Origin of the sequence: Janthinobacterium sp. 64, from assembly GCF_002813325.1 — a bacterium.
Classification (GTDB): Bacteria; Pseudomonadota; Gammaproteobacteria; order Burkholderiales; family Burkholderiaceae_D; genus Janthinobacterium.
The window spans coordinates 378,336-400,224 of record NZ_PHUG01000001.1 but is presented as its reverse complement, the minus strand read 5'-3'; the positions used below and the strand labels follow the sequence as shown (position 1 = coordinate 400,224).

General features: G+C 61.0%; 21 protein-coding genes. 4 read left to right on the top strand and 17 right to left on the bottom strand.

The window, feature by feature from the left end; translation table 11 throughout:
• Positions 1 to 20 precede the first annotated feature (20 nt).
• The 17 genes from CLU91_RS01805 to rpsB all read right to left on the bottom strand — a co-directional run bounded on the left by CLU91_RS01805 (position 21) and on the right by rpsB (position 16,246).
• Positions 21 to 368 carry a hypothetical protein gene (locus CLU91_RS01805; protein WP_157814538.1) on the bottom strand — a complete coding sequence of 116 codons (348 nt, stop codon included), beginning with the start codon at positions 366 to 368 and terminating at the stop codon, positions 21 to 23.
• Between the two features lie 224 nt (positions 369 to 592).
• On the bottom strand, positions 593 to 1,378 hold the full coding sequence (locus tag CLU91_RS01795; protein WP_100872730.1) for a TrmH family RNA methyltransferase: 786 nt from the start codon (positions 1,376 to 1,378) through the stop codon (positions 593 to 595).
• On the bottom strand, positions 1,375 to 2,013 hold the full coding sequence (gene rnhB, locus CLU91_RS01790) for a ribonuclease HII (RefSeq protein WP_100872729.1): 639 nt from the start codon (positions 2,011 to 2,013) through the stop codon (positions 1,375 to 1,377). Before rnhB ends, CLU91_RS01795 begins: the two co-directional genes overlap by 4 nt.
• A gap of 37 nt (positions 2,014 to 2,050) precedes the next feature.
• Positions 2,051 to 3,235, bottom strand: a complete 1,185-nt coding sequence (gene lpxB, locus CLU91_RS01785) for a lipid-A-disaccharide synthase (protein WP_100872728.1) — start codon at positions 3,233 to 3,235, stop codon at positions 2,051 to 2,053.
• Positions 3,219 to 4,010: an acyl-ACP--UDP-N-acetylglucosamine O-acyltransferase gene (gene lpxA, locus CLU91_RS01780; protein WP_099759501.1), complete on the bottom strand. Its 792-nt coding sequence runs from the start codon at positions 4,008 to 4,010 to the stop codon at positions 3,219 to 3,221. Before lpxA ends, lpxB begins: the two co-directional genes overlap by 17 nt.
• Positions 4,010 to 4,504, bottom strand: a complete 495-nt coding sequence (fabZ, locus tag CLU91_RS01775) for a 3-hydroxyacyl-ACP dehydratase FabZ (protein WP_100872727.1) — start codon at positions 4,502 to 4,504, stop codon at positions 4,010 to 4,012. Before fabZ ends, lpxA begins: the two co-directional genes overlap by 1 nt.
• Positions 4,501 to 5,556: a UDP-3-O-(3-hydroxymyristoyl)glucosamine N-acyltransferase gene (lpxD, locus tag CLU91_RS01770; RefSeq protein WP_100872726.1), complete on the bottom strand. Its 1,056-nt coding sequence runs from the start codon at positions 5,554 to 5,556 to the stop codon at positions 4,501 to 4,503. Before lpxD ends, fabZ begins: the two co-directional genes overlap by 4 nt.
• 25 nt (positions 5,557 to 5,581) lie before the next feature.
• Positions 5,582 to 6,100, bottom strand: a complete 519-nt coding sequence (locus CLU91_RS01765; RefSeq protein WP_100872725.1) for an OmpH family outer membrane protein — start codon at positions 6,098 to 6,100, stop codon at positions 5,582 to 5,584.
• Between the two features lie 52 nt (positions 6,101 to 6,152).
• On the bottom strand, positions 6,153 to 8,489 hold the full coding sequence (bamA, locus tag CLU91_RS01760; RefSeq protein WP_100872724.1) for an outer membrane protein assembly factor BamA: 2,337 nt from the start codon (positions 8,487 to 8,489) through the stop codon (positions 6,153 to 6,155).
• Positions 8,490 to 8,572: 83 nt separating this feature from the next.
• Positions 8,573 to 9,934, bottom strand: a complete 1,362-nt coding sequence (gene rseP, locus CLU91_RS01755; RefSeq protein WP_100872723.1) for an RIP metalloprotease RseP — start codon at positions 9,932 to 9,934, stop codon at positions 8,573 to 8,575.
• Positions 9,931 to 11,115 (bottom strand): 1-deoxy-D-xylulose-5-phosphate reductoisomerase, encoded by a 1,185-nt coding sequence (gene ispC, locus CLU91_RS01750; protein ID WP_100872722.1) that lies wholly within the window; start codon positions 11,113 to 11,115, stop codon positions 9,931 to 9,933. The genes rseP and ispC overlap by 4 nt, the downstream gene beginning before the upstream one ends.
• Before the next feature lie 8 nt (positions 11,116 to 11,123).
• Positions 11,124 to 11,957: a phosphatidate cytidylyltransferase gene (locus CLU91_RS01745; protein ID WP_100872721.1), complete on the bottom strand. Its 834-nt coding sequence runs from the start codon at positions 11,955 to 11,957 to the stop codon at positions 11,124 to 11,126.
• Positions 11,957 to 12,724: a polyprenyl diphosphate synthase gene (gene uppS / locus CLU91_RS01740; RefSeq protein WP_100872720.1), complete on the bottom strand. Its 768-nt coding sequence runs from the start codon at positions 12,722 to 12,724 to the stop codon at positions 11,957 to 11,959. Before uppS ends, CLU91_RS01745 begins: the two co-directional genes overlap by 1 nt.
• 99 nt (positions 12,725 to 12,823) lie before the next feature.
• The gene (gene frr, locus CLU91_RS01735; RefSeq protein ID WP_100872719.1) at positions 12,824 to 13,384 is read right to left on the bottom strand and encodes a ribosome recycling factor; all 561 of its coding nucleotides are present in this window, start codon (positions 13,382 to 13,384) and stop codon (positions 12,824 to 12,826) included.
• Positions 13,385 to 13,558: 174 nt separating this feature from the next.
• Positions 13,559 to 14,275 (bottom strand): UMP kinase, encoded by a 717-nt coding sequence (pyrH, locus tag CLU91_RS01730; protein WP_100872718.1) that lies wholly within the window; start codon positions 14,273 to 14,275, stop codon positions 13,559 to 13,561.
• Positions 14,276 to 14,423: 148 nt separating this feature from the next.
• On the bottom strand, positions 14,424 to 15,335 hold the full coding sequence (tsf, locus tag CLU91_RS01725; protein ID WP_100872717.1) for a translation elongation factor Ts: 912 nt from the start codon (positions 15,333 to 15,335) through the stop codon (positions 14,424 to 14,426).
• A gap of 158 nt (positions 15,336 to 15,493) precedes the next feature.
• A complete protein-coding gene (rpsB, locus tag CLU91_RS01720; protein ID WP_100872716.1) occupies positions 15,494 to 16,246 on the bottom strand; it encodes a 30S ribosomal protein S2 in 753 nt (250 codons plus the stop codon).
• A gap of 390 nt (positions 16,247 to 16,636) precedes the next feature.
• On the opposite strand from rpsB, the gene map reads away from it, so the two are divergent.
• From map to CLU91_RS01700, 4 genes are all read left to right on the top strand, one after another.
• Positions 16,637 to 17,449 (top strand): type I methionyl aminopeptidase, encoded by an 813-nt coding sequence (map, locus tag CLU91_RS01715; protein ID WP_096238442.1) that lies wholly within the window; start codon positions 16,637 to 16,639, stop codon positions 17,447 to 17,449.
• Positions 17,450 to 17,485: 36 nt separating this feature from the next.
• Positions 17,486 to 20,053 carry a [protein-PII] uridylyltransferase gene (locus CLU91_RS01710; RefSeq protein ID WP_100872715.1) on the top strand — a complete coding sequence of 856 codons (2,568 nt, stop codon included), beginning with the start codon at positions 17,486 to 17,488 and terminating at the stop codon, positions 20,051 to 20,053.
• 41 nt (positions 20,054 to 20,094) lie between these two features.
• Positions 20,095 to 20,844, top strand: a complete 750-nt coding sequence (locus CLU91_RS01705; protein ID WP_100872714.1) for a pseudouridine synthase — start codon at positions 20,095 to 20,097, stop codon at positions 20,842 to 20,844.
• A 130-nt stretch (positions 20,845 to 20,974) separates the two neighbouring features.
• Positions 20,975 to 21,739, top strand: a complete 765-nt coding sequence (locus CLU91_RS01700) for a flagellar brake protein (protein WP_100872713.1) — start codon at positions 20,975 to 20,977, stop codon at positions 21,737 to 21,739.
• Positions 21,740 to 21,889 lie beyond the last annotated feature (150 nt).

The window sequence follows — 21,889 nt, the reverse complement described above, 5'->3', positions numbered from 1 at the left end:
CCGGATCGGCGGCAAGTTCCTTACCGCTGCCGGCAGCAACCAGGGAAATCTTCCTGAAACCATGCCGATATGCCGATATGCCGATATGCCGTTATCGCCATCAGCCCAAATGCCACAGTGCAAAAATATTTAGGCGCCAACACATTTAACATTATCCGCTGCACGTAAAGAGATTCGATTGAAACCATTGCGCCGTCATTGTCCATGAAAGCAATCACGGAGTTGGTCTCTTCGTCCCTCGTATACGCATGGAAGAATCTGGCACTAAAACCGGTTGGCGCCCCATCCAGCTGCTCCGCAACTTTCCCAAAAGCGACGCTAGAGCTATCCGGTATCATCAAAAGCCTGGCCACCGTGGCGCTATCCATGACGACAGCATGATCCCATAAGCCTCGAATCTCGACTTCTGCAATCGGCTCCCATGAATGCTGTGGAATCTTCCATTAAAATGCTCAACAGCTATTTTCGTACCCAACAAAAGCTGCTCCATAGCAGTCAAGGTCGTGTCGAAATAGTCATCTGCCATTGCTTTCCCCCTTCATTTCCTCGCGCCAACGTCAGCCGCGCCGCCCGCGCAGGCATGATGTCACCGTCAAGTACGCCCCTGGCGCAGCTGCTCGAAGAAGCACACGGCGGCGCAGGCGGCCACGTTCAGCGATTCGATCTGGCCCAGGTGGGGAATGACCACCTGGTGCGTCGCCATAGCCAGCAGGTCGCCGGCCACGCCCTGCCCTTCATGGCCGAACAGCCAGGCGACGGGCTGGCGCAGGTCGACGTCGTACAGCTGCTGCGTGGCGTAGCCGCTGGTGGCCAGGGTCGCCACCGTGGCGCTGGCAACGAGCGCGGCCAGGTCGACGTTTTCAAAGATGTCGAGCACGAAGTGCGCGCCCATCGCCGCGCGCAGCACCTTCGGCGACCAGCAGAAGGCCGTGCCGGCGCTGCAGTACACCTGCGTGATGCCGGCAGCGGCCGCGCTGCGCAAAATCGATCCCACATTGCCCGGATCCTGCAGGTTATCGAGCAGCACGGCCGACACACTCAGCGGCTGCGTGACGGCCCGTTCCGGCGTCTCGACGAGGAACATCACGCCCACGCCGTGTTCGACCTGGCTCACAGCGTGATACAGCGCATCGGGCAAGCCCAGTACATGCGCGCGCTGGCTTTCCAGCTGGCCGACGATGTCCGCCACTTCCGGGTTACGCAAGGCGCTTTCGCTGACGATGCACTGCTCCGGCATGCCGCGCAGCTGCAGATACGACTGGCACAGGTGCACGCCGTCGAGCAAGGTGCGGCCGGACTTGCGGCGCGCCTGCGAACTGCCCGCCAGTTTCAGCAGCTCCTTGTATTGCGCGTTGTCGCGCGAGGTAATCGTCTTCATGCCACCACCTCCTGCGCGCCAAACAGGGCGATCACGTTGCGCACGGGCGCGAACGAGCGGCGGTGCACGGGCGAGGCGCCGTGCAGGTGCAGGCGTTCCAGGTGCAATTTGGTGCCATAGCCCTTGTGCTGGTCGAAGCAGTACTCGGGATAGGCCGCATGCAGGTGCACCAGGGCCGCGTCGCGCGCCGTCTTGGCCAGGATCGAGGCGGCGGAAATCGAATCGACCTTGTCGTCGCCACCGACGATGGCCATGCCGCGTATCGGCATCACGGGGCAGCGGTTGCCGTCGATCAGGGCCAGGGTCGGCACGGTACTCAAGGCCTCGACGGCGCGGCGCATGGCCAGCATCGATGCCTGCAAAATGTTCAGGCGGTCGATTTCCTCTTCGGACGCTTCGGCGATGGCCCAGGCCAGGGCCTTGGCCTTGATCTGCGGCGCCAGCAAGTCGCGTTTCGCTTCGCTGAGCTTTTTCGAATCGCGCAAGCCGTCGATCGGCTGGTGCGGGTCGAGGATCACGGCGGCGGCGAACACGGGGCCGGCCAGCGGACCGCGCCCTGCCTCGTCGACGCCACAGATGATTTCATCGAGCGAGAATGGCAAGTCGTCAAACAGGCCGGGATAGATATTTTTCACGTTGAATCTTTGGTAGGAACTGCGATTGAAACGGTGCTTAATTGCGGTTGGCGGCGATGACTTGCATGACGGCGTTGGCGCTCTCGCGCGCGCTATCGCGCAGCAGGCTGTGGTGCATGTCCGTGAAGCGCTGCACCAGGCGCAGACGGCCCGGCACGTCGCTCAGCTGCTGCCACATGGCCTCGGCCAGCGCTTCCGGGCTGGCCGCGTTTTGCAGCAGCTCGGGCACCAGGTAGTCGCGTGCCAGGATGTTTGGCAGCCCTATCCACGGCTGGTAGCCCATGTGGCGCATGATTTCCCACGAGGCGCGCATCATCTTGTAGGCGATGACCATCGGCTTCTTGTACAGCGCCACTTCCAGCGACGCCGTGCCGGACGCCACCAATACCGCATCGGCGGCGCAGATGGCCGTGTGCGAGCCGCCGTCGGTGAGCAGTATCTCGACGTCCTGCAAGCCCGCTTGCGCTATCAATTGCAGGAAGTACTGGCGCTGCTTCTCGCCGGCCATGGGTGCGACGAAACGCAGGGAGCGGTCGCGCGCCAGCAGCAGCTTGCAGGCGGCCACGAACGCCACCGTATTGTATTTGAGTTCGCCCATGCGGCTGCCCGGCATCAGGGTCACGACATTGGCGTCTTGCGGCAAGCCCAGGGTGCGGCGCGCGGCCGCTTCGTCGGGCTGCAGGGGGATCATTTCGGCCAGCGGATGGCCGACATAGGTGACGGGCACGCCCGCCTTGCGGTAGATCTCTTCCTCGAAGGGGAAGATCACCAGCATATGCGAGACGGCCTTGATGATTTTCTTGATGCGGCCACCGCGCCAGGCCCATATCTGCGGCCCGATGTAGTGCACGGTGGGGATGCCGCCTTCCTTGAGCTGCTGTTCCAGCCCCAGGTTAAAACCCGGATAGTCGGCGCCGATGAAAACGGCGGGACGCTCGGCCAGCAACTGGTCGCGCAGCGCGTTCTGGATGCCCTTGATTTCGCGGTAGCGGGGAATGATCTCGAACAGGCCGCGCACGGTCAGCTTGTCGAGCGGCCAGTCGGACACAAAGCCCTGTTTGGCCATGTGCTCGCCGCCGATGCCGTGGAAGCGCGCGCCGGGCAGCTGCGGCACGAGGCCGGACAGCAGCCGGCTGGCCAGCAGGTCGCCCGACACCTCGCCGGCGACGATGGCGACGTTGGCGACCGGCAGGCCGCTGCCCTGGTCAGCGGACGATGCCACGCGACGCCACGCCCAAAAATTCACGCATGGCGCGTATGTGTTGCGCCACTTCCGGCGACGAGGCCTGCTCTTCTTCGAACAGGGCCGCCTTGGATTCTTCCAGGGTCAGGCCGGAACGGTAGATGAGCTTATACGCGGTGCGGATGCCGTTGATCTGCTCGCGCGTAAAGCCGCGGCGTTTCAAGCCTTCGATATTGACGCCATGCGCCTGCGCCGGATTGCCGTTCAGGAGCACGAACGGCGGCACGTCCTGCGTCAGGCTGGTGCTCATGCCGACAAAGGCGTGCGCGCCGATCTTGCAGAACTGGTGCACATTGGCGAAGCCGCTCATGATGACCCAGTCGCCGATCTCCACGTGGCCCGCCAGCTGGGCATTGTTCGAGAAAATCGTGTTGTTGCCCACCAGGCAGTCGTGCGCCAGGTGCACATATGCCGAGATCCAATTGTCATTGCCCAGGCGCGTCACGCCGCCACCTTGCACGGTGCCCGTGTTGAAGGTGCAAAATTCGCGGATGGTGTTGCGGTCGCCGATGTCCAGGCGCGTCGCCTCGCCCGCCCATTTTTTATCCTGCGGCTGCGCGCCGATGGAAGAAAACTGGAACAGGTGGTTGTCGGAGCCTATCGTCGTGTGGCCGTCGATGACCACGTGCGGGCCAACCTTGGTGCCGGCGCCGATGCGCACATGTGGACCGATGATGGTGTACGGACCCACCTCGACCGAGCTGTCGAGCTCAGCCTTCGGATCGATGACTGCCGTAGCGTGGATGGCCGCCATCACTGCACCGCTGGCTGGCTCGCAGACTGGCTCGCATCCTGCGCGCTGCGGATGGTGCACATCAGTTCCGCTTCCAGCGCGACCTTGCCGTCGACCGAGCCGACTGCCTTGTATTTCCAGATGCCGCGCGAAACGCGCAGGATTTCCACATCCATCTTCAGCTGGTCGCCCGGTTCGACGGGACGCTTGAAGCGCGCATTGTCGATGCCGACAAAGTACACCACCGAATTTTCGTCCGGTTTCACGCCCATCGACAGGAACGACAGCAAGGCCGCCGTTTGCGCCAGCGCTTCGATCATCAGCACGCCAGGCATGACCGGCTTGTGCGGGAAATGGCCCTGGAAGAACTCTTCGTTGACCGTCACGTTCTTGATGGCGGTGATGGTTTTGTTCGCTTCCCAGTCCAGCACGCGGTCAACCAGCAGCAGCGGATAGCGGTGCGGCAGCAGCGATTTGATGGCCAGGATGTCGAGGGTCTTTTTTTCAGTAGTCATTTTTCGTCTTGCGTGGTCAGTGTTTTAATTGTTTTTTCAAGCGCGCGGATCTTCTCGCGCATGCTTGACAGGTTGCGCACGATGGCGGCGCTCTTTTCCCAGTCGGCGTTCTTGGCCAGCGGATAAAAACCCGTGTACTGGCCCGCTTCAAGAATCGAGCGCGAGACCATGCTGCCCGAACCGACATGGACGCGGTCGGCGATGGTCAGGTGGCCCAGCACCATGGCGGCGCCGCCGAAGGTGCAGTACTTGCCGATGATGGCGCTGCCGGCCACGCCGACGCAGCCGGCCATGGCCGTGTGCGCGCCGATGTGGCAGTTGTGGCCGATCTGGATCTGGTTGTCGAGCTTGACGCCATCTTCGATGATGGTGTCGGCCAGTGCCCCACGGTCGATGGTGGTATTGGCGCCGATATCGACATCATCACCGATCACCACCCTGCCCGTCTGCGGAATCTTGATGTACACGCCGCCTTCGTTGGCGAAGCCGAATCCGTCGGTGCCGATCACGGCGCCGGAATGGATGATGCCGCGCTGGCCGATCACGCAGCGCGCATGAAAGGTCACGTTGGCGAGCAATTGCGTGCCCGCGCCGATGACGGCGTCGCGCCCCACCACGCAGCCGGGGCCGATGACGCAGCCGGCACCGACGATGGCGCCGGCCTCGATCACCGCATGCACGCCGACAGAGGCGCTGGCATCGACCTGCGCGCTGGCGTCGACAAAGGCGCCCGGATGGATGCCGATTGGCGCCTTGATCTCGTGCAGGGCGGCGAAATACTGCGCCGCGCGCGCGAAATACACATAGGGATTCGGTGTGACGATGCGCGCGCCGGCATACTCGGCACCGATCAGCGCAGCGTCGGCCGGCGTGAGTATCAGCGCCGCAGCGCCGCTCTGGGCGGCCTGCGCGCGAAATTTGCTATTGCTGAGAAAGCTGATGTGCGAAGCGCCGGCGTCGGCCAGCGGCGCGATCCCTGAAACTTCCAGGTTCGGATCGCCCGCCAACTGCCCGCCGAAGCGTTCGACCAATTCACCTAGTCGAGTGCCCATCTATAAGACCCTTAATAAATTACCGTTACTTGTCCAGCGCCTTCAAGACCTTGTCGGTAATGTCGATGCGCGGGCTGGCCCACAGGGCTTCCTGCAGCACGATGTCATATCCTTCGATATGCGCCATCTGCTGGATGATGGTGTTGGCTTTTTCCGCGATGGCGCTGCGCTCTTCGTTCGTGCGCTGGTTCAGGTCTTCGCGAAATTCGCGCTGGCGGCGTTGCAGTTCCTTGTCCAGCTCGAAGAATTCGCGCTGGCGCTTGGCGCGCTCGGCCTCGCTCAGGGTGGGCATGTCCTTTTCCAGGGCTTCGTTGGCCACCTTGAAGCGGCTGCCCAGTTCCTGCACGGCTTTTTCGCGCGAGCGGAACTCTTCGGCCAGCTTGGCGCTGGCCAGCTTGGCCAGCCTCGATTCGTTATAAATACGTTCGCTGCTGATCCAGGCGATCTTCGACTCCTGAGCCTGCGCCTGCACCGGCAACAGCGAACTCCAGCACAATGCGATCACGGCAAGGGTCTTGGGCAGGGTAGCGGATGCGGTGTTCATGATACTCCATGGTCAAAAGGTAAAAGCTGTCGCCCCGGTTCAGATGGCCCGGTCAGAAACCGGTGCCCATCTGGAACTGGAAGCGCTCCAGGCGGTCCGTCGGCTTGGCGTTCAGCGGCTTGGCGTAGCTCAGCTTGAGCGGGCCCACCGGCGAAATCCAGCTGATGCCCAAGCCAGCAGAATAGCGCAATTGCGAGATCCGCATTTTTTCGCCTTCCTGGTAGACCTGGCCGCCGTCAAGGAAACCGAACCAGCGCAGGCTGCGGTCATTGCCCGAACCGGGGAATGGCATCTGCAGTTCCGCGTTGCCGAACATGCGCGAGGCGCCGCCCAGTGCATCGTTGGTGCTCGGTTCGACCGCGCCCAGCGAGGAACTCAGGTAGCCGCGCACCGAACCGATGCCGCCGCCGTAGAAGTTCTTGAAGACCGGGTACACGTGCTTGCCGATGCCGTGGCCGTAATCGATCTCGCCCCTCAGCGCCAGGGTGACCTTGCTGAACAGCGGACGGAAATACTGGTGCTCATAAATGGCACGGAAGTATTTCTGGTCGCCGATCAGGTCAGCCTCCAGGTTGACGCGCTGGTAGCGGCCGATCGATGGCGTCAGGGCGCTGTCGCGGCTGTCGCGCTGCCACGCCGCCGTCAGCGGGATGGAATTCGTCGTGGCCGAACCGATACCGTCCGATGGGCCGCCATTGTCGACCACGTACTGCTTGAAGCGGATCGGGCTGGTGATGTCGGTTTCGATGCGCGAACGCTCGGCGCCGATGCCGAAGAAGATGGTGTCGACTTCCGAGAATGGCACGCCGAAGCTGACGCGGCCACCGGTTTGCTTGATCTTGTAGCTGCCGATGTTCAGCGCCGGCGGTTCCGTCGTGCGCAGGTAGACTTCAAAGCTGCGCGAAATGCCATCGTCCGTAAAATACGGATTGGTTTGCGAAAACGCGATCGTGCGGCTGTAATGGCTGGTATTGAGTTCGATGCCGACCGTGTTGCCGCTACCGGCGAAGTTGGCCTGCGAAATCGATGCCGACAGCGTGAATTTTTCCGACTGCGAGAACGCGCCGCCGATCAGGAAGTTACCCGTAGGTTTTTCCACCACCGTCACGTTGACGTCAACCTGGTCGGTCGTGCCCTGCGCTTCCGGCGTGTCGATGGTCACGTCCTTGAAGTAGCCGAGGCGGTCGACACGGTCGCGCGACAGCTTGATCTTGTTGCTGTCGTACCAGGACGATTCGAACTGGCGGAATTCGCGGCGGATGACTTCATCACGCGTGGTGGTGTTGCCGGCGATATTCATGTGGCGCACGTAGACGCGCTTGCCCGGATCGATGAAGAAGGTAAAGCCGACTTCATGCTTGTCGCGGTTGATCTCGGGATTGGCATTGACGTTGGCAAAGGCATAGCCGAACGTGGCCAGGCGGTCCTGGATGCGTTTATTCGTGGCCGTCAGGCGCGCGCCCGAATAGATCTCGCCTTCGCGCATCAGGTTCAGCGCTTTGAGCTCTTCTTCGCGGCCGAACATCTCGCCTTCGAACTTGGTGCCGGCGATCTTGTACTTTTCACCTTCGGTGATATTGATCGTCAGGTAAATGTCTTTTTTATCGGGCGTGATCGACACTTGCGTGGAGTCGACCTGCATCTCGATATAGCCGCGGTCCAGGTAGTAGGACTTCAGCGACTCGATGTCGCCCGTCAGCTTGGTCTTCGAATACTGGTCGGCCTTGGTGTACCAGCTGAACCAGCCGCCCGTGTTCAGGGCCAGCTGATCGCGCAGTTCCTTGTCCGTGAAGGCTTTGTTGCCGACGATGTTGATCTGCTTGATGCGGGCCACGTCGCCCTCGTCGACGGCGAACACCACGTTGACGCGGTTACGCTCGATCGGCGTGACGGTGGTGGTGATCTTCACGCCGTACAGGCCATGCGACAGATACTGACGCTTGAGCTCCTGCTCCGCGCGGTCGACCGAAGCCTTGTCGAAGATCTTCGCTTCGCCCACGCCGATTTCCTTCAATGCCTTGACCAGCACGTCTTTTTCAAATTCCTTGGTGCCCGTGAATTCCACGGCAGCGATGGCCGGGCGCTCCTCGACCAGCACCACCAGCACGTCGCCATCGACTTCCAGGCGCACGTCCTTGAAAAAACCCGTCGCGTACAAGGCTTTGATGGCGGCGATACTCTTCTCGTCGGAGAACGTTTCGCCGACGCGCACCGGCAGGTAGCTGAAAACAGTACCCGCTTCAGTACGCTGGATCCCTTCGACCCGGATGTCCTTGACAGTAAATGGCTGGACCGCCAGCGCATGGCCGGCACAGAAGGCCATGACGGCGGCGCCGATCAGGCTGCGACGAAAGGAAGGCAAGGCAAAACGAGCAGAATGTAATTTCATTGGGGTTATTCAATGGGTAAATCAATGGACAACATACACAAAAGATTGCTTGTGCGACTCACGCAATGGCATCAACCACCGCCCTAATTCAGCAATCGCAACACGTCATTAAAGACGGCAAGCACCATCAAGGTCAGCAACAAACCGATCCCCAGGCGCTGGGCAATCTCGCCTACGCGCTCCGGCAAGGGGCGTCCGGTCAAAACTTCCAGCGAATAATACAGCAAATGCCCGCCATCCAGAACAGGAATGGGTAGCAAATTCATCACGCCCAGACTGATACTGATGAAGGCGATGAAGCTCAGGTAGCTTACCAGGCCGGTGCGCGCCGTCTGGCCCGCATAATCGGCGATGGTAATCGGTCCCGTCACATTCTTCAGCGAGACCTGGCCGGTGATCATTTTGCCCAGCATTTTCAGGCTCATGACACTGGTATCCCAGACCTTGGTGGACGCCTTGCCCACGGCAGAGAACGGTCCGGAGGCCACGTTGATCATATCCGGCACCTGCCCCAGCTTTGCCTGGATCTTACCAACTGTTACAGCTCCCTCTGTCCCCGCACCCGGCACGGCGTCCGGCGTTATGGGCAAGGTCAGGTCCTGGCCCTGGCGCAAGAGTTGCAAGTGCAAGGTCCGGCCAGGCGCCTGGCTCAGGGTGGCGATGACGGCCGCCACGTCGTGCACGGGCTGCTCGTCGATGGCCAGGATCTGGTCGTTCTTCTGCAGACCGGCGCGCGCGGCGGCGCCACCGGGCATGATTTCCATCAGGGTGGGCGCGGAACGGGCCAGGGTCAGGCCCAGCTTGCCCAGCACGTCGCCTTCCAGGTCCGTCTCCGTCAGGCTGGCCGTCGGCAAGGTCGCTTCCTGCTGGCCACGGTCGGGACGGCGCACTTCGATGCGCGCCGGCTGCTTGTCGAGGGTGGCCTGGATCAGTTCCCAGCGCAGCTCGGACCAGCTGGCCACGGCCTTGCCATTGACGGTTTCCACCGTATCGCCGCTGCGCAAGCCGGCCATGTAGGCTGGAGTCTGCTCGGCCACGGGACCGAGTTTGCTCGACGGCTCTTCGATGCCATGCATGAACAGGCCCGCATACAGCACGATGGCGACGAGGAAATTGGCCAGCGGGCCGGCGGCCACGATGGCGATGCGGCGCCACACGCTCTGGCGCGTGAATTCGCGGCGCAATTCGCTTTCCGGCAAGTCGCTGAGGTCTTGCGCGCGGCTGTCGAGCATGCTCACATAGCCGCCCAGCGGCAGCGCGGAAATCGCCCACTCCGTCTGGTCCTTGCCAAACTTGCGCGAATACACCACTTTTCCCATGCCGATCGAGAAGCGCAGCACTTTCACGCCGCACCAGCGCGCCACCAGATAGTGGCCCAGCTCGTGCAGGGTAATCAGCGAACCGAGCGCGACAATAAAGGCCAGCAAGGTGGTAATGAGCGTCATGCGGCCAGCCTCTGGGCGATGTACGCGTGCGCGGCTGCTCTGGCCAGGCGGTCCTGCTCCATCACGGCCTCGATGCTGGAAGCGGCGCCATGCGGCACCGTCTCGATCACGTGGGCGATGACTCTGTCGATCTGGCGGAAGCCGATCTGTTCGTCAAGAAACGCTTGCACGGCCACTTCGTTGGCCGCGTTGAGCAAGGCCGGTGCCGTGCCGCCCGCGCGCAAGGCGTCGAAGGCCAGCGCCAGGCAAGGGAAACGGCGGAAATCGGGACGCTCGAACTGCAGGGTCGCCACTTGCGCCAGGTCCAGTTGCGCCACGCCGGAAGCGATACGCTGCGGATAGGCCAGCGCATGGGCGATCGGCGTGCGCATGTCCGGGTTGCCCAGCTGGGCCAGCACGGAACCATCGATATACGACACCATCGAATGGATCACGCTTTGCGGGTGGATCAGCACTTCGATCTGCTCGGCCGGCGCGCCGAACAGCCAGTGCGCTTCGATCACTTCCAGGCCCTTGTTCATCATGGTGGCCGAATCGACGGAAATCTTGCGTCCCATGGCCCAGGTCGGATGTTTGCAGGCCTGGTCCGGCGTGACAGCGTCGAGCGTCTCGACGTCGCGCGTGAGGAAGGGACCGCCGGAAGCGGTGAGCACGATTTTCGCCACGCCCGCGGCGCCTGGCGCGCGGCCATGGGCGTGCGGCAGGCACTGGAAGATGGCGTTGTGTTCGCTGTCGATGGGCAGCAGCACGGCGCCGTTATCGTGCACGGCATCGATGAACAGCTGGCCGGACATGACCAGCGCTTCTTTATTGGCCAGCAATACTTTCTTGCCAGCACGCGCTGCCGCCAGGGTGGGCGCCAGGCCGGCCGCGCCGACGATGGCCGCCATCACGCCCGTCACTTGCGGCGCGCTGGCGATGGCGCACAGGGCTTCCACGCCGTACTCGACTTGCGTAGCGACGCCCTGCCCGCGCAGCAAGCGCGTCAGTTCAAGGGCGGCGTCCGCTGTGCCGACGACGGCGCGCTGGGGACGGAACTGCAGGCACTGGGCGGCCAGTTCGGCCACGCGGCTGTGCGCGCTCAGCGCATATACGCTGTATTGCTCGGGATGACGCGCGAGCACGTCCAGGGTGGACACGCCGATCGAGCCGGTCGCGCCAAGGATGGTAATGTATTGCATGTGTTTCCTTAAAGCCAGCTGGCCACGAGGGCGGCAAATGGCAGGACCGGGATCAAGGCATCGATACGGTCGAGTACGCCGCCATGGCCAGGCAGCAGATTGCTGCTGTCCTTGATGCCGGCGCGGCGCTTCAATTGGGATTCGAACAGGTCGCCGACGATGCTGGCCGCGACGATCAGCAGCAGCACCAGCAAGGCCACGAGCCAACCGCGGCGCAATTGCAGCTGCACGGCGAAGGTGTCTTGCAGCACCGGCAGCGATGGCGCGGCGACGATGGTGATGGCGGCGATGACGAGCACTGCGATGCCGCCGCCGATGGCGCCTTCCCAGGATTTACCTGGGGAAATACTGGGCGCCAGCTTGCGCTTGCCGAACGCCTTGCCCGAAAAATACGCGCCGATATCGGCGATCCACACGAGGGCCATCACGGACAGCAGGTACAAGGGGCTATGCAGGAACAAGGCGATGATGGCAACAAAACAGCCGACGATGGTCACCGGGTACACCAGGCTGAGCAAGGTATTGCCCAGGCCTTCGGTGGGCGGCAAGCCCGTCGCCAGCGAGGGCACGAAGCGGATCAGCCAGATGGCCACGCACAGGGCGAACCAGAAATTGAGCTGCGCCATGCCGTTAGCGACAAAAAACGTATACGCGAAGGCGGCAGTCCAGACGGCGGCAATCAAGAGCGCCTGGCGATTTTTGAAGATGCGGAAGCTTTCCCAGACGGCGGCGCCGAAGAACGCCGTGGCGATCACGGCGAAGGCGGGGAAATAATTCAGATACAGAACCGGCAGCAAGACCGCCAACAGGACCAGGGCGGTGATTATCCGTGTTTTCAGCATCAGTTTGTCTTTTCAGTTAATTGCGCGCTGGTACGGCCAAAGCGCCGTTCGCGCTGCTGGTAAGACGCGATTGCCGCGTCGAGGCACTCGTCATTGAAGTCGGGCCAGAAAGTCTCGGTGAAAAACAGCTCAGTGTACGCCAGTTGCCACAGCAGGAAATTGGAAATGCGCTGCTCGCCGCCCGTGCGGATGAACAGGTCAGGCTCGGGCGCATAGGCCATGGCCAGGTGCGGCGCCAGTTGTTCTTCCGTGTAAGCCTGTCCGGCAGGCTGGCCATTGGCAACGGCCTCGGCCGTCATTTTATTGACTGCCTGCATGATATCCCAGCGCCCGCCGTAATTGGCGCAGATGGACACCGTCAGGCGCGTGTTGTTCGCCGTCTTGCGCTCGGCATTGGCGATCAGGGTTTGCAGCTGCTCGTTGAAGCGCGACAGGTCGCCCACCACTTTCAGGCGGATGTCGTTGGCATGCATCTTGACCACTTCGCGTTCCAGCATGGTGACGAACAGGCGCATCAGCATCGACACCTCTTCTTCCGGGCGGCGCCAGTTTTCCGAACTGAAGGCAAACAGGGTCAGATATTCGACACCGCGTTCGAGGCAGGTCTCGACGACACCGCGCACGGCGTCAGCGCCCTTGACGTGGCCAGCCACGCGCGGCAGGAAGCGTTTGGTTGCCCAGCGGCCATTGCCATCCATAATGATTGCCACATGGCGCGGCACAGTGCCAACCTCAGGTACTGCCGTTGTCGAACTCGAATAGATCATGAAAACACGAATACCAAAAATAAAAGATGACTATTATGCGCCAAATAGCACTGCCCGGAAAAGCCATGCTTTCCCGGGCAGCGTCAAAAGGGCTGAAAACTAGACCGTCAGCACTTCTTTTTCTTTGTCGACGACCATCTTGTCGATGTCGGCAATAAACTTGTCCGTCAGTTTCTGCACTTCTTCCGACGAGCGGCGCTCATCGTCCTCGGAGCAGGCTTTTTCCTTGACCAGTTTCTTCAGCGACTCGTTCGCATCGCGGCGAATGTTACGCACGGCAATCTTCGCGTCTTCCGCTTCGCTCTTGACCAGCTTGACCATTTCCTTGCGGCGCTCTTCCGTCAGCGGCGGCGTCGGGACGCGGATCAGGTCGCCCTGTGCCGATGGGTTCAAGCCCAGGTCGGCGTCGCGGATGGCTTTTTCGATGGTCGAAGCCATCTTCTTTTCGTACGGCTGCACACCGATGGTGCGCGCGTCGATCAAGGTCACGTTGGCGACCTGGGTCAGCGCCGTCGGCGAACCGTAGTAATCGACCATCACGTGGTCCAGGATACCCGTATGGGCGCGGCCGGTACGCACTTTGGCCAGGTCGGCCTTCAGTGTTTCCAGCGACTTCGTCATGCGTTCCTGGGTGTTCTTTTTAACGTCAGCTAAGGACATGCTGCTCTCCAATCTTGATAATAATGAATATTTCTACTGCGCTTGCGATGAAAACACTAGCTCAGTCGGGAGTGCCGAAAACCGTTCAGGGCAAGGCGCGGCGCCGAAGACAGTACGAATGTACGGCGAGGCGCTGCAACGCAGCCATGGACGGTTTCTCGGTGCTCCTTATTTCTATACGTGAACCAGCGTGCCCTCATCTTCGCCCATGATGACGCGCATCAGCGCGCCTGGCTTGGTGATCGAAAACACCTTGATTGGCAGTTTCTGGTCGCGGCACAGGGCGAATGCGGTCGCATCCATCACTTGCAGGTGCTTGGCGATGGCGTCGTCGAACGTAATCGTGTGGAACAGGGTGGCGTTCGGATCCTTCTGCGGATCGGCCGTGTAGACGCCGTCGACCTTGGTGGCCTTCAGGACGATCTCGGCGCTGATCTCGGCACCGCGCAGGGCAGCTGCCGTGTCGGTGGTGAAGAACGGATTGCCGGTGCCGGCGGCGAAGACCACCACTTTGCCTTCTTCCAGGTATTGCAGGGCTTTCGGACGCACGTACGGCTCGACGACTTGCTCGATGCCGATGGCCGACATGACGCGCGCGACGATGCCGACGTGGCGCATGGCATCGGCCAGGGCCAGTGCATTCATCACGGTGGCAAGCATGCCCATGTAGTCGGCGGTGGCACGGTCCATGCCTTGCGCGCCAGGCGCGACGCCGCGGAAGATATTGCCGCCGCCAATCACGATTGCCAGTTCCACACCCAATTTCGCCACCTCGGCCACATCGGCCACCATGCGCTCGATCGTGGCACGGTTGATGCCGTAGGGATCATCGCCCATCAGGGCTTCGCCGGACAACTTGAGGAGGACGCGCTTGTAGGCTGGTTTTGACATGAGCTGGGGCTCCATAAATGAGGTTATTCGAGTATGACATGGCGCAGCGCCTTGCAGCGCCGGATAGGCGGGAGGAAGCTGCCCATGCCGCCGCCCGGCACGACAGGTGCGGGCGGGCCAAAAAAACGGGCCTCACGGCCCGCTTTACTTACGCTCCCTGGGAGGCAGCCATCTGTGCTGCGACTTCTGCTGCGAAGTCGTCTTGCTTCTTCTCGATGCCTTCGCCTACCACGTACATGGCAAAACCTTTGACGCTGGTGTTAGCCGCCTTCAGCATTTGCTCAACCGACAGCTTGTCGTTTTTCACGAAAGCCTGGTTCAGCAGCGATACTTCTTTCAGGAACTTCTGTACGGAACCTTCCAGGCGCTTGGCCAGAATTTCCGGCGATTGCGCTGGCTTGCCTTCGGCGGCCGCTTTGGCTGCATCTTCTTCGGCTTTCAGTTGGGCAACCGAACGCTCTTTTTCGATCAGTTCCGCTGGAACTTCGTTCGACGACAGCGACACTGGCTTCATGGCAGCGATGTGCATGGCCACGTCTTTGCCCACTTGCTCATCGGCGCCGTCGAATTCGACGATCACGCCAATGCGCGCACCGTGCAGGTACGATGCCAGCTTGGCGCTGGTTTCGAAACGCTGGAAGCGGCGGATGGTCATGTTTTCGCCGATTTTGCCGATCAGGGCAGCGCGCACTTCATCCAGGGTCTTGCCATCGAGTGGCAGGGCCAGCAGGGCAGCGACGTCAGCCGGGTTGTGTTCCGCTACCAGACGGGCAGCGTTGTTGGCCAGTGCCAGGAAATCGTCGTTTTTCGCAACGAAGTCGGTTTCCGAGTTCACTTCGACCAGGGCGCCTACGCCATTGGCGATGTAGGTTGCCACGACGCCTTCAGCGGTGATGCGTGCCGATGCTTTCGATGCCTTGCCGCCCAGTTTGACGCGCAGGATCTCTTCCGCACGCGCCATGTCGCCTTCGGCTTCGGTCAGTGCTTTTTTGCATTCCATCATTGGTGCGTCGGTTTTGCCGCGCAATTCGCCTACCATCGCTGCTGTAATCGCTGCCATGTGTTTCTCCTGATTCGGTGAGTCGATAGTCGCGGCCGGGCAGATATGCCTCGCCAGCGGTCACTATCGTTTTTTTGTTAAAAAAAAGGGGGAGCTGCTGCCACCCCTTTTCCCTTACTGCTGTGCTTACAAACGGCTACCTCGCGATAGCCTGGCCATTAAGCCTGTTCGCTTACTTCGACGAATTCGTCGCCAGCGGCTGCTTTAACCATTTCAACAACTTCGTTACCGGCAGCTGCACGGCCTTCGATGATTGCATCAGCAACACCGCGAGCGTACAACATGATGGCTTTCGAGGAGTCATCGTTACCTGGGATCACGAAGTTCACGCCTTCTGGGGAGTGGTTGGTATCGACAACGCCGATGACCGGGATACCCAGTTTAGCTGCTTCGGTGATCGCACCTTTGTGGTAGCCGACGTCGACGACGAAGATTGCGTCAGGAATGCCGCCCATGTCCTTGATGCCGCCGATCGATTTTTGCAGCTTGATCATTTCGCGGGAGAACATCAGCGCTTCTTTTTTCGACAGCTTCTCGATCGAACCATCTTCAACCATGACTTCCATGTCTTTCAGACGCTTGATCGAGGTTTTGATCGTTTTGAAGTTGGTCAGCATGCCGCCCAACCAACGTTGATCAACGAAAGGCACGCCAGCGCGTTGTGCTTCAGCAGCGATGATTTCGCGAGCTTGACGCTTGGTGCCAACCATCAGGATGGTGCCACGGTTTGCAGCCAGTTGACGCACGTGCTTCATTGCGTCCTGGTACATCGCCATGGTTTTTTCCAGGTTGATGATGTGGATCTTGTTGCGATGGCCGAAGATGAACGGTGCCATTTTTGGATTCCAAAAACGGGTTTGGTGACCAAAGTGGACACCGGCTTCCAGCATTTCGCGCATTGTTACGGACATTATTAACTCCAGGGTTGGGTCTGGAATCCGATCAGTCACCATACAGGCACCCTTGTCGACCGGATTCGCGTGTTTATATAAATTAAAGACACTGTTTTACTGCATTGCCCAAAAGAGAATTCAAGCAACCCGGGATTCTACACTGAAATGCCCATTCCATCAAGTCCACGGCGCAAATCGCGCGCGCAGCGACGGCAAGCGTTGCACCACGCTGGTGCAAGGCGTATCGCCCATGGGTTTTCCCGCAAAAATCGCCTGCCAGCCATAGGATGGAGGCGGCGGATGCCGGGCGCCTCGTTTATAATTTCGACATATTTGCAGACTTTTCCTCATACGCTGAGAATCGTCTGTGCTTTTCACCCGAACATCTTGCAGATTGCGAATCACACCATGTCCACCATCCGTATCAATAGCGCCGCCGACATCGAAGGCATGCGCGTTGCCGGCAAGCTCGGCGCCGAAGTACTCGATTACATCACTCCCTTCGTCAAGGTCGGCGTCACGACCGGCGAACTGGACCGCCTGTGCCACGAATACATGGTCAACGTGCAAGGCACCATCCCTGCCCCGCTGAACTACTGTCCTCCTGGCTACACGCCGTACCCGAAAGCCATTTGCACCTCCGTCAACGACGTCATTTGCCACGGCATTCCCGGTGACAAGGTCTTGAAGAGCGGCGACTCCGTCAACCTCGACATCACCGTCATCAAGGATGGCTACCACGGCGACAACAGCCGCATGTTCCTCGTCGGCACGCCGACCATCCTGGCCAAGCGCCTGTCGGAAATCACCTATGAATGCATGTGGCTGGGAATCGACCAGATCAAGCCAGGCGCCCACCTGGGCGATATCGGCCACGCCATCCAGCAGCATGCGGAAAAAGCCGGCTACAGCGTGGTGCGCGAATTCTGCGGCCACGGCATCGGCAAGGTCTTCCATGAAGAACCGCAAGTGCTGCACTACGGCAAACCGGGCACCCTGGAGCGCCTGGAAGCGGGCATGATTTTCACGGTGGAACCGATGATCAACTCGGGCCGCCGCGAGATCCGCGAAATGAACGATGGCTGGACCATCAAAACCAAGGACCGCAGCCTGTCGGCGCAATGGGAACACACGGTGCTGGTGACGGAAACGGGCTATGAAGTGCTGACCGTCTCGCCCGGCATGCCGCCACCGCCCGCCCTGATCCTGAACAAAGCCTGATTCTCCCATCCCACGCACCGCCACCCCAGGGCCCAGATGAAAAAGCAGATTCGGGAACAGCTGAAGCAGCAACTGAAAGCCGACCGCCAGGTCGTCATTGCGGCCTTCCAGGCCGACGGCAAGCCTGAAAAACTGCTGCGCAGCCTGCGCCACAGCGTCGATGGCGTGCTGGCGCGCGCCTGGCAGGAAGCGGGTTTGCCGCCCGGCACTTCACTGGTAGGCGTGGGCGGCTATGGCCGCGGGGAACTGTTTCCGTATTCCGACGTCGACCTGCTGATCCTGCTGCAACAATCGCCGGACGCCGCCGCGCAGGAAAAACTGGAAGAACTGGTGCAGCTGCTGTGGGACCTGGGCCTGGAAATCGGTCACAGCATCCGCACGGTCGATGAGTGCATGCTCGAATCGAAGGCCGACATCACCGTGCAAACGAGCTTGCTCGAAGCGCGCCTCGTGTGCGGCAACGCGGACCTGTTCGCGCAATTGCAGCGGCGCTACGATGCGGCGATGGACCCGCAGGCGTTTTTCCAGGCGAAAACGGCGGAAATGCGCCAGCGGCACGCCAAGTACGAAGACACGGCCTTCAGCCTGGAACCGAACTGCAAGGAAAGCCCGGGCGGCCTGCGCGACTTGCAAGTGATTTTGTGGGTGGCCAAGGCGGCCGGCCTGGCCAATTCGTGGCGCACCCTGGCCACGGGCGGCCTGATCACCCTGACGGAAGCGCGCCAGCTGATGGAAAAGGAGCGCGCCTTCAAGGATATCCGCGTGCGCCTGCACCTGCATGCGGGACGGCGCGAAGACCGCCTCGTGTTCGACGTGCAGACGGCGATCGCCGAATCGCTGGGCTTGCAAGCGACGGGCAGCGGGCCGCACATGCGCCGCGCCAGCGAATTCCTGATGCAGCGCTATTACTGGGCAGCCAAGACGGTGACCCAGCTCAACACGATTTTGCTGCAAAACATCGAGGCACGGCTATTCCCGCAAGACGACGTGGCCGTGCCCATCAACGAGCGCTTCAATGAAGTCAACAGCCTGATCGACATCAGCGCCGACGATACCTTCGAACAATACCCGTCGGCCGTGCTGGAAATCTTCGTCCTGATGACGGAGCGCCCGGCCCTGAAAGGCATGACCTCGCGCGCCACGCGGGCCCTGTGGCACGCGCGCTTCAAGATCGACGCCGCCTTCCGCCAGGACCCCGTCAACCGCGCCCTGTTCCTGCGCATCATGAAAGCACCCGTGGGCATCATCCACGCGCTGCGGCGCATGAACGAGATGAGCATCCTGGGGCGCTACCTGCCGAATTTCCGCCGCATCGTGGGCCAGATGCAGCACGACCTGTTCCACGTGTACACGGTCGACCAGCACATTTTGATGGTGGTGCGCAACATGCGCCGCTTCACCATGAGCGAACATGCACACGAATACCCGTTCTGTAGCCAGCTGATGGCCGATTTCTCGCAGTCGTGGCTGCTGTACGTGGCGGCCCTGTTCCACGACATTGCCAAAGGCCGCGGCGGCGACCATTCCAAGCTGGGCGTGGCCGACGCCACCCAGTTCTGCCAGGAGCACGGCATGTCGTTTGATGACACGGAACTGATCGCTTTCTTGGTGGAAAATCATTTGACCATGTCGCAAGTGGCGCAAAAGCAGGACCTGTCCGATCCCGACGTCATCGCCGCATTTGCCAAGGTGGTCAGGGACGAGCGCCACCTGACGGGTTTGTACCTGCTGACGGTGGCCGACATCCGCGGCACCAGCCCGAAAGTGTGGAACGCGTGGAAGGGCAAGCTGCTGGAAGACCTGTACAAGATCACCCTGCGCGTGCTGGGCGGCGAGCCGCACACGGCCGACCGCGAACTGAAAAACCGCCAGCAGGAAGCGCTGGCCACCCTGCGCCTGTACGGCTTGCCGCCCGATGCCCACCTGAAACTGTGGCAACAGCTCGATGTGGCGTATTTCCTGCGCCACGACGCTTCCGACATCGCCTGGCAGACGCGCTCGCTGTATGACAAGCTCGACAGCAAGTTGCCGGTGGTAAAATGCCGGCTGGCGCCCATCGGCGAAGGCCTGCAGGTGGCCGTCTACGTGGCCGACCAGCCCGACCTGTTCGCGCGCATCTGCAGCTATTTCGACCGCAAGAATTTCAGCATCCTCGACGCGAAGATCCACACGACGAAGAACGGCTATGCGCTCGACACCTTCCTCGTCACGGAGCAGAACTTCGCCAAGAGCTACCGTGACATCATCAGCCTGATCGAGCATGAGCTGGGCGAACTGCTGCAGTCGCAGACGCCGCTGCCGCAGCCGGGCAAGGGACGGCTGTCGCGCCTGTCGCGCACCTTCCCCTTCCAGCCGACCGTGGACTTGCGGCCCGATGAAAAGGGCCAGTACTACCTGCTGTCGGTGGCCGCCAACGACCGCACGGGCCTGCTGTATGCGATCGCCAATGTGCTGACCAAGTACCGCATCAACTTGCACACGGCCAAGATCATGACCCTGGGCGAGCGGGTCGAAGACGTCTTCCTCGTCGATGGCCCCGCGCTCAACAATGCCCGCAACCAGATATTGCTGGAAACCGATTTACTCGATGCGCTGAAGGTGTAAACCTGGTGCGCAGCGCCTACCCTTACTGAAACTGAAACAACATGACCGAAGAATTATTACGCTTATCCAAACGCATGTCCGAACTGGGCCTGTCCTCGCGCCGTGAAGCCGATGAATGGATCGCGCGCGGCTGGGTCCGCGTTGACGGCAAGGTGGTATCCGAGCTGGGCAGCAAGGTTTACCCGAGCCAGAAAGTCACCGTGGAACGCCAGGCGGCGGCCGAGCAATCGAAGCGCGTCACCGTACTGATCAACAAACCCGTCGGCTACGTCAGCGGCCAGGCCGAAGACGGCTACACGCCCGCCGTGGCCCTGATCAAGGCGGAAAACCGCTGGGCGGAAGACCGCAGCCCGGAACAGTTCCACCCGACCCAGCTGCGCAGCCTGGTGGCCGCCGGCCGCCTGGACATCGATTCCGTCGGCTTGCTGGTGCTGACCCAGGATGGCCGCGTGGCCAAGCAGCTGATCGGCCACGATACCGATATCGACAAGGAATACCTGGTGCGCGTCAGCTACACCAAGGGCGACGTCCTGCCCGACAGCGAACTGAAAAAGCTCAACCACGGCCTGTGGCTCGACGGCAAGCCACTGCTGCCGGCGAAGGTGCGCTGGCAAAACGAAGACCAGCTGAGCTTTACGCTGCGCGAAGGCAAGAAACGCCAGATCCGCCGCATGTGCGAAGCCGTCGGCCTGAAAGTGCTGGGCCTGAAACGCGTGCGCATCGGCAAGGTCAAGCTGGGCGACTTGCCGACGGGCCAATGGCGTTACCTGAGTGCGGACGAACAGTTTTAAGCGTGCCGGGATCTATATCCAGCAGGCAACAAAAATAGTGGAATAAAGGCAATTATTGTGATTTAGTTAGCAAATATTGCCTTGAACCTATACACTCTTCCCCATTAGAAATTACAAGAGATACGCTGTCGTGAACGATCCCATTCCTAATCCCCTGCGCAAAGGCGCGCCCAGCCTGGCCGATGTGGCCGAGCCGATGGAGCCAGGCACCAAGCCGCACCATATGAGCGATCCGTGGGATATCGGCGAAACCCTGTGCAGCCTGGCTGATAACGGCGACGCCATTTCCATTTACCCGACAGGCGGCGAAGACGTCATCATGGCGCGCATCTTGTCCGTCGACGACGACTTGCCGCAATTCGTGCTGGAACTCAATGAGGGCGCTACCCTGCCCGAAGGCGGCGCCACGTTTGTGTCGTGGGTACAAAGCGCCAAGCTGCAATTTACCATCAATGGCGAATGGCAAGCGTATCCCGAGCGGCCGAACGTCTACCTGACGAACTTCCCCAGCCATTGCCTGGTGCTGGAACGGCGCGAATCGGCGCGCCTGGAAACGCCGCTGGGCGTGTACTACCTGGCTGCCTTCGTGCTGGAAGGCCGGCCGTATGAATTGCAGCTGTATGATTTCTCCGCCGGTGGCATCGGCATGCGTGCCCACCCGCGCGATACGGTCGGCCTGTACGTGGGCCGCAAGCTGTCGCGCGTACGGCTGGAACTGGGGCCGGACAAGGTCATGATCGCCGACCTGGAAATCCGCCTCTCGCGCACCTTCCGCTCCTTCCTGCTGGGCGAGCAAGTGCAGATCGGCTGCCGCTTCCTGAACCTGACGGATGCCATGCAGGATGAATTGAAGACGCTGCTCGATAACCTGGGCAGCAGCCGCAAGGTGCGCTAGGTTCGCTTCACGTATAAAAAATGGCCGCCCAGCTCATGCTGCGCGGCCATTTTTTGTTTAACAGCCAAAGTCACGAGGCGCCTGAAAAATGTTCAGGGCAAGGCGCATTGCCGAAGACAGTACGAATAGTACGGCGAGGCAATGCAACGC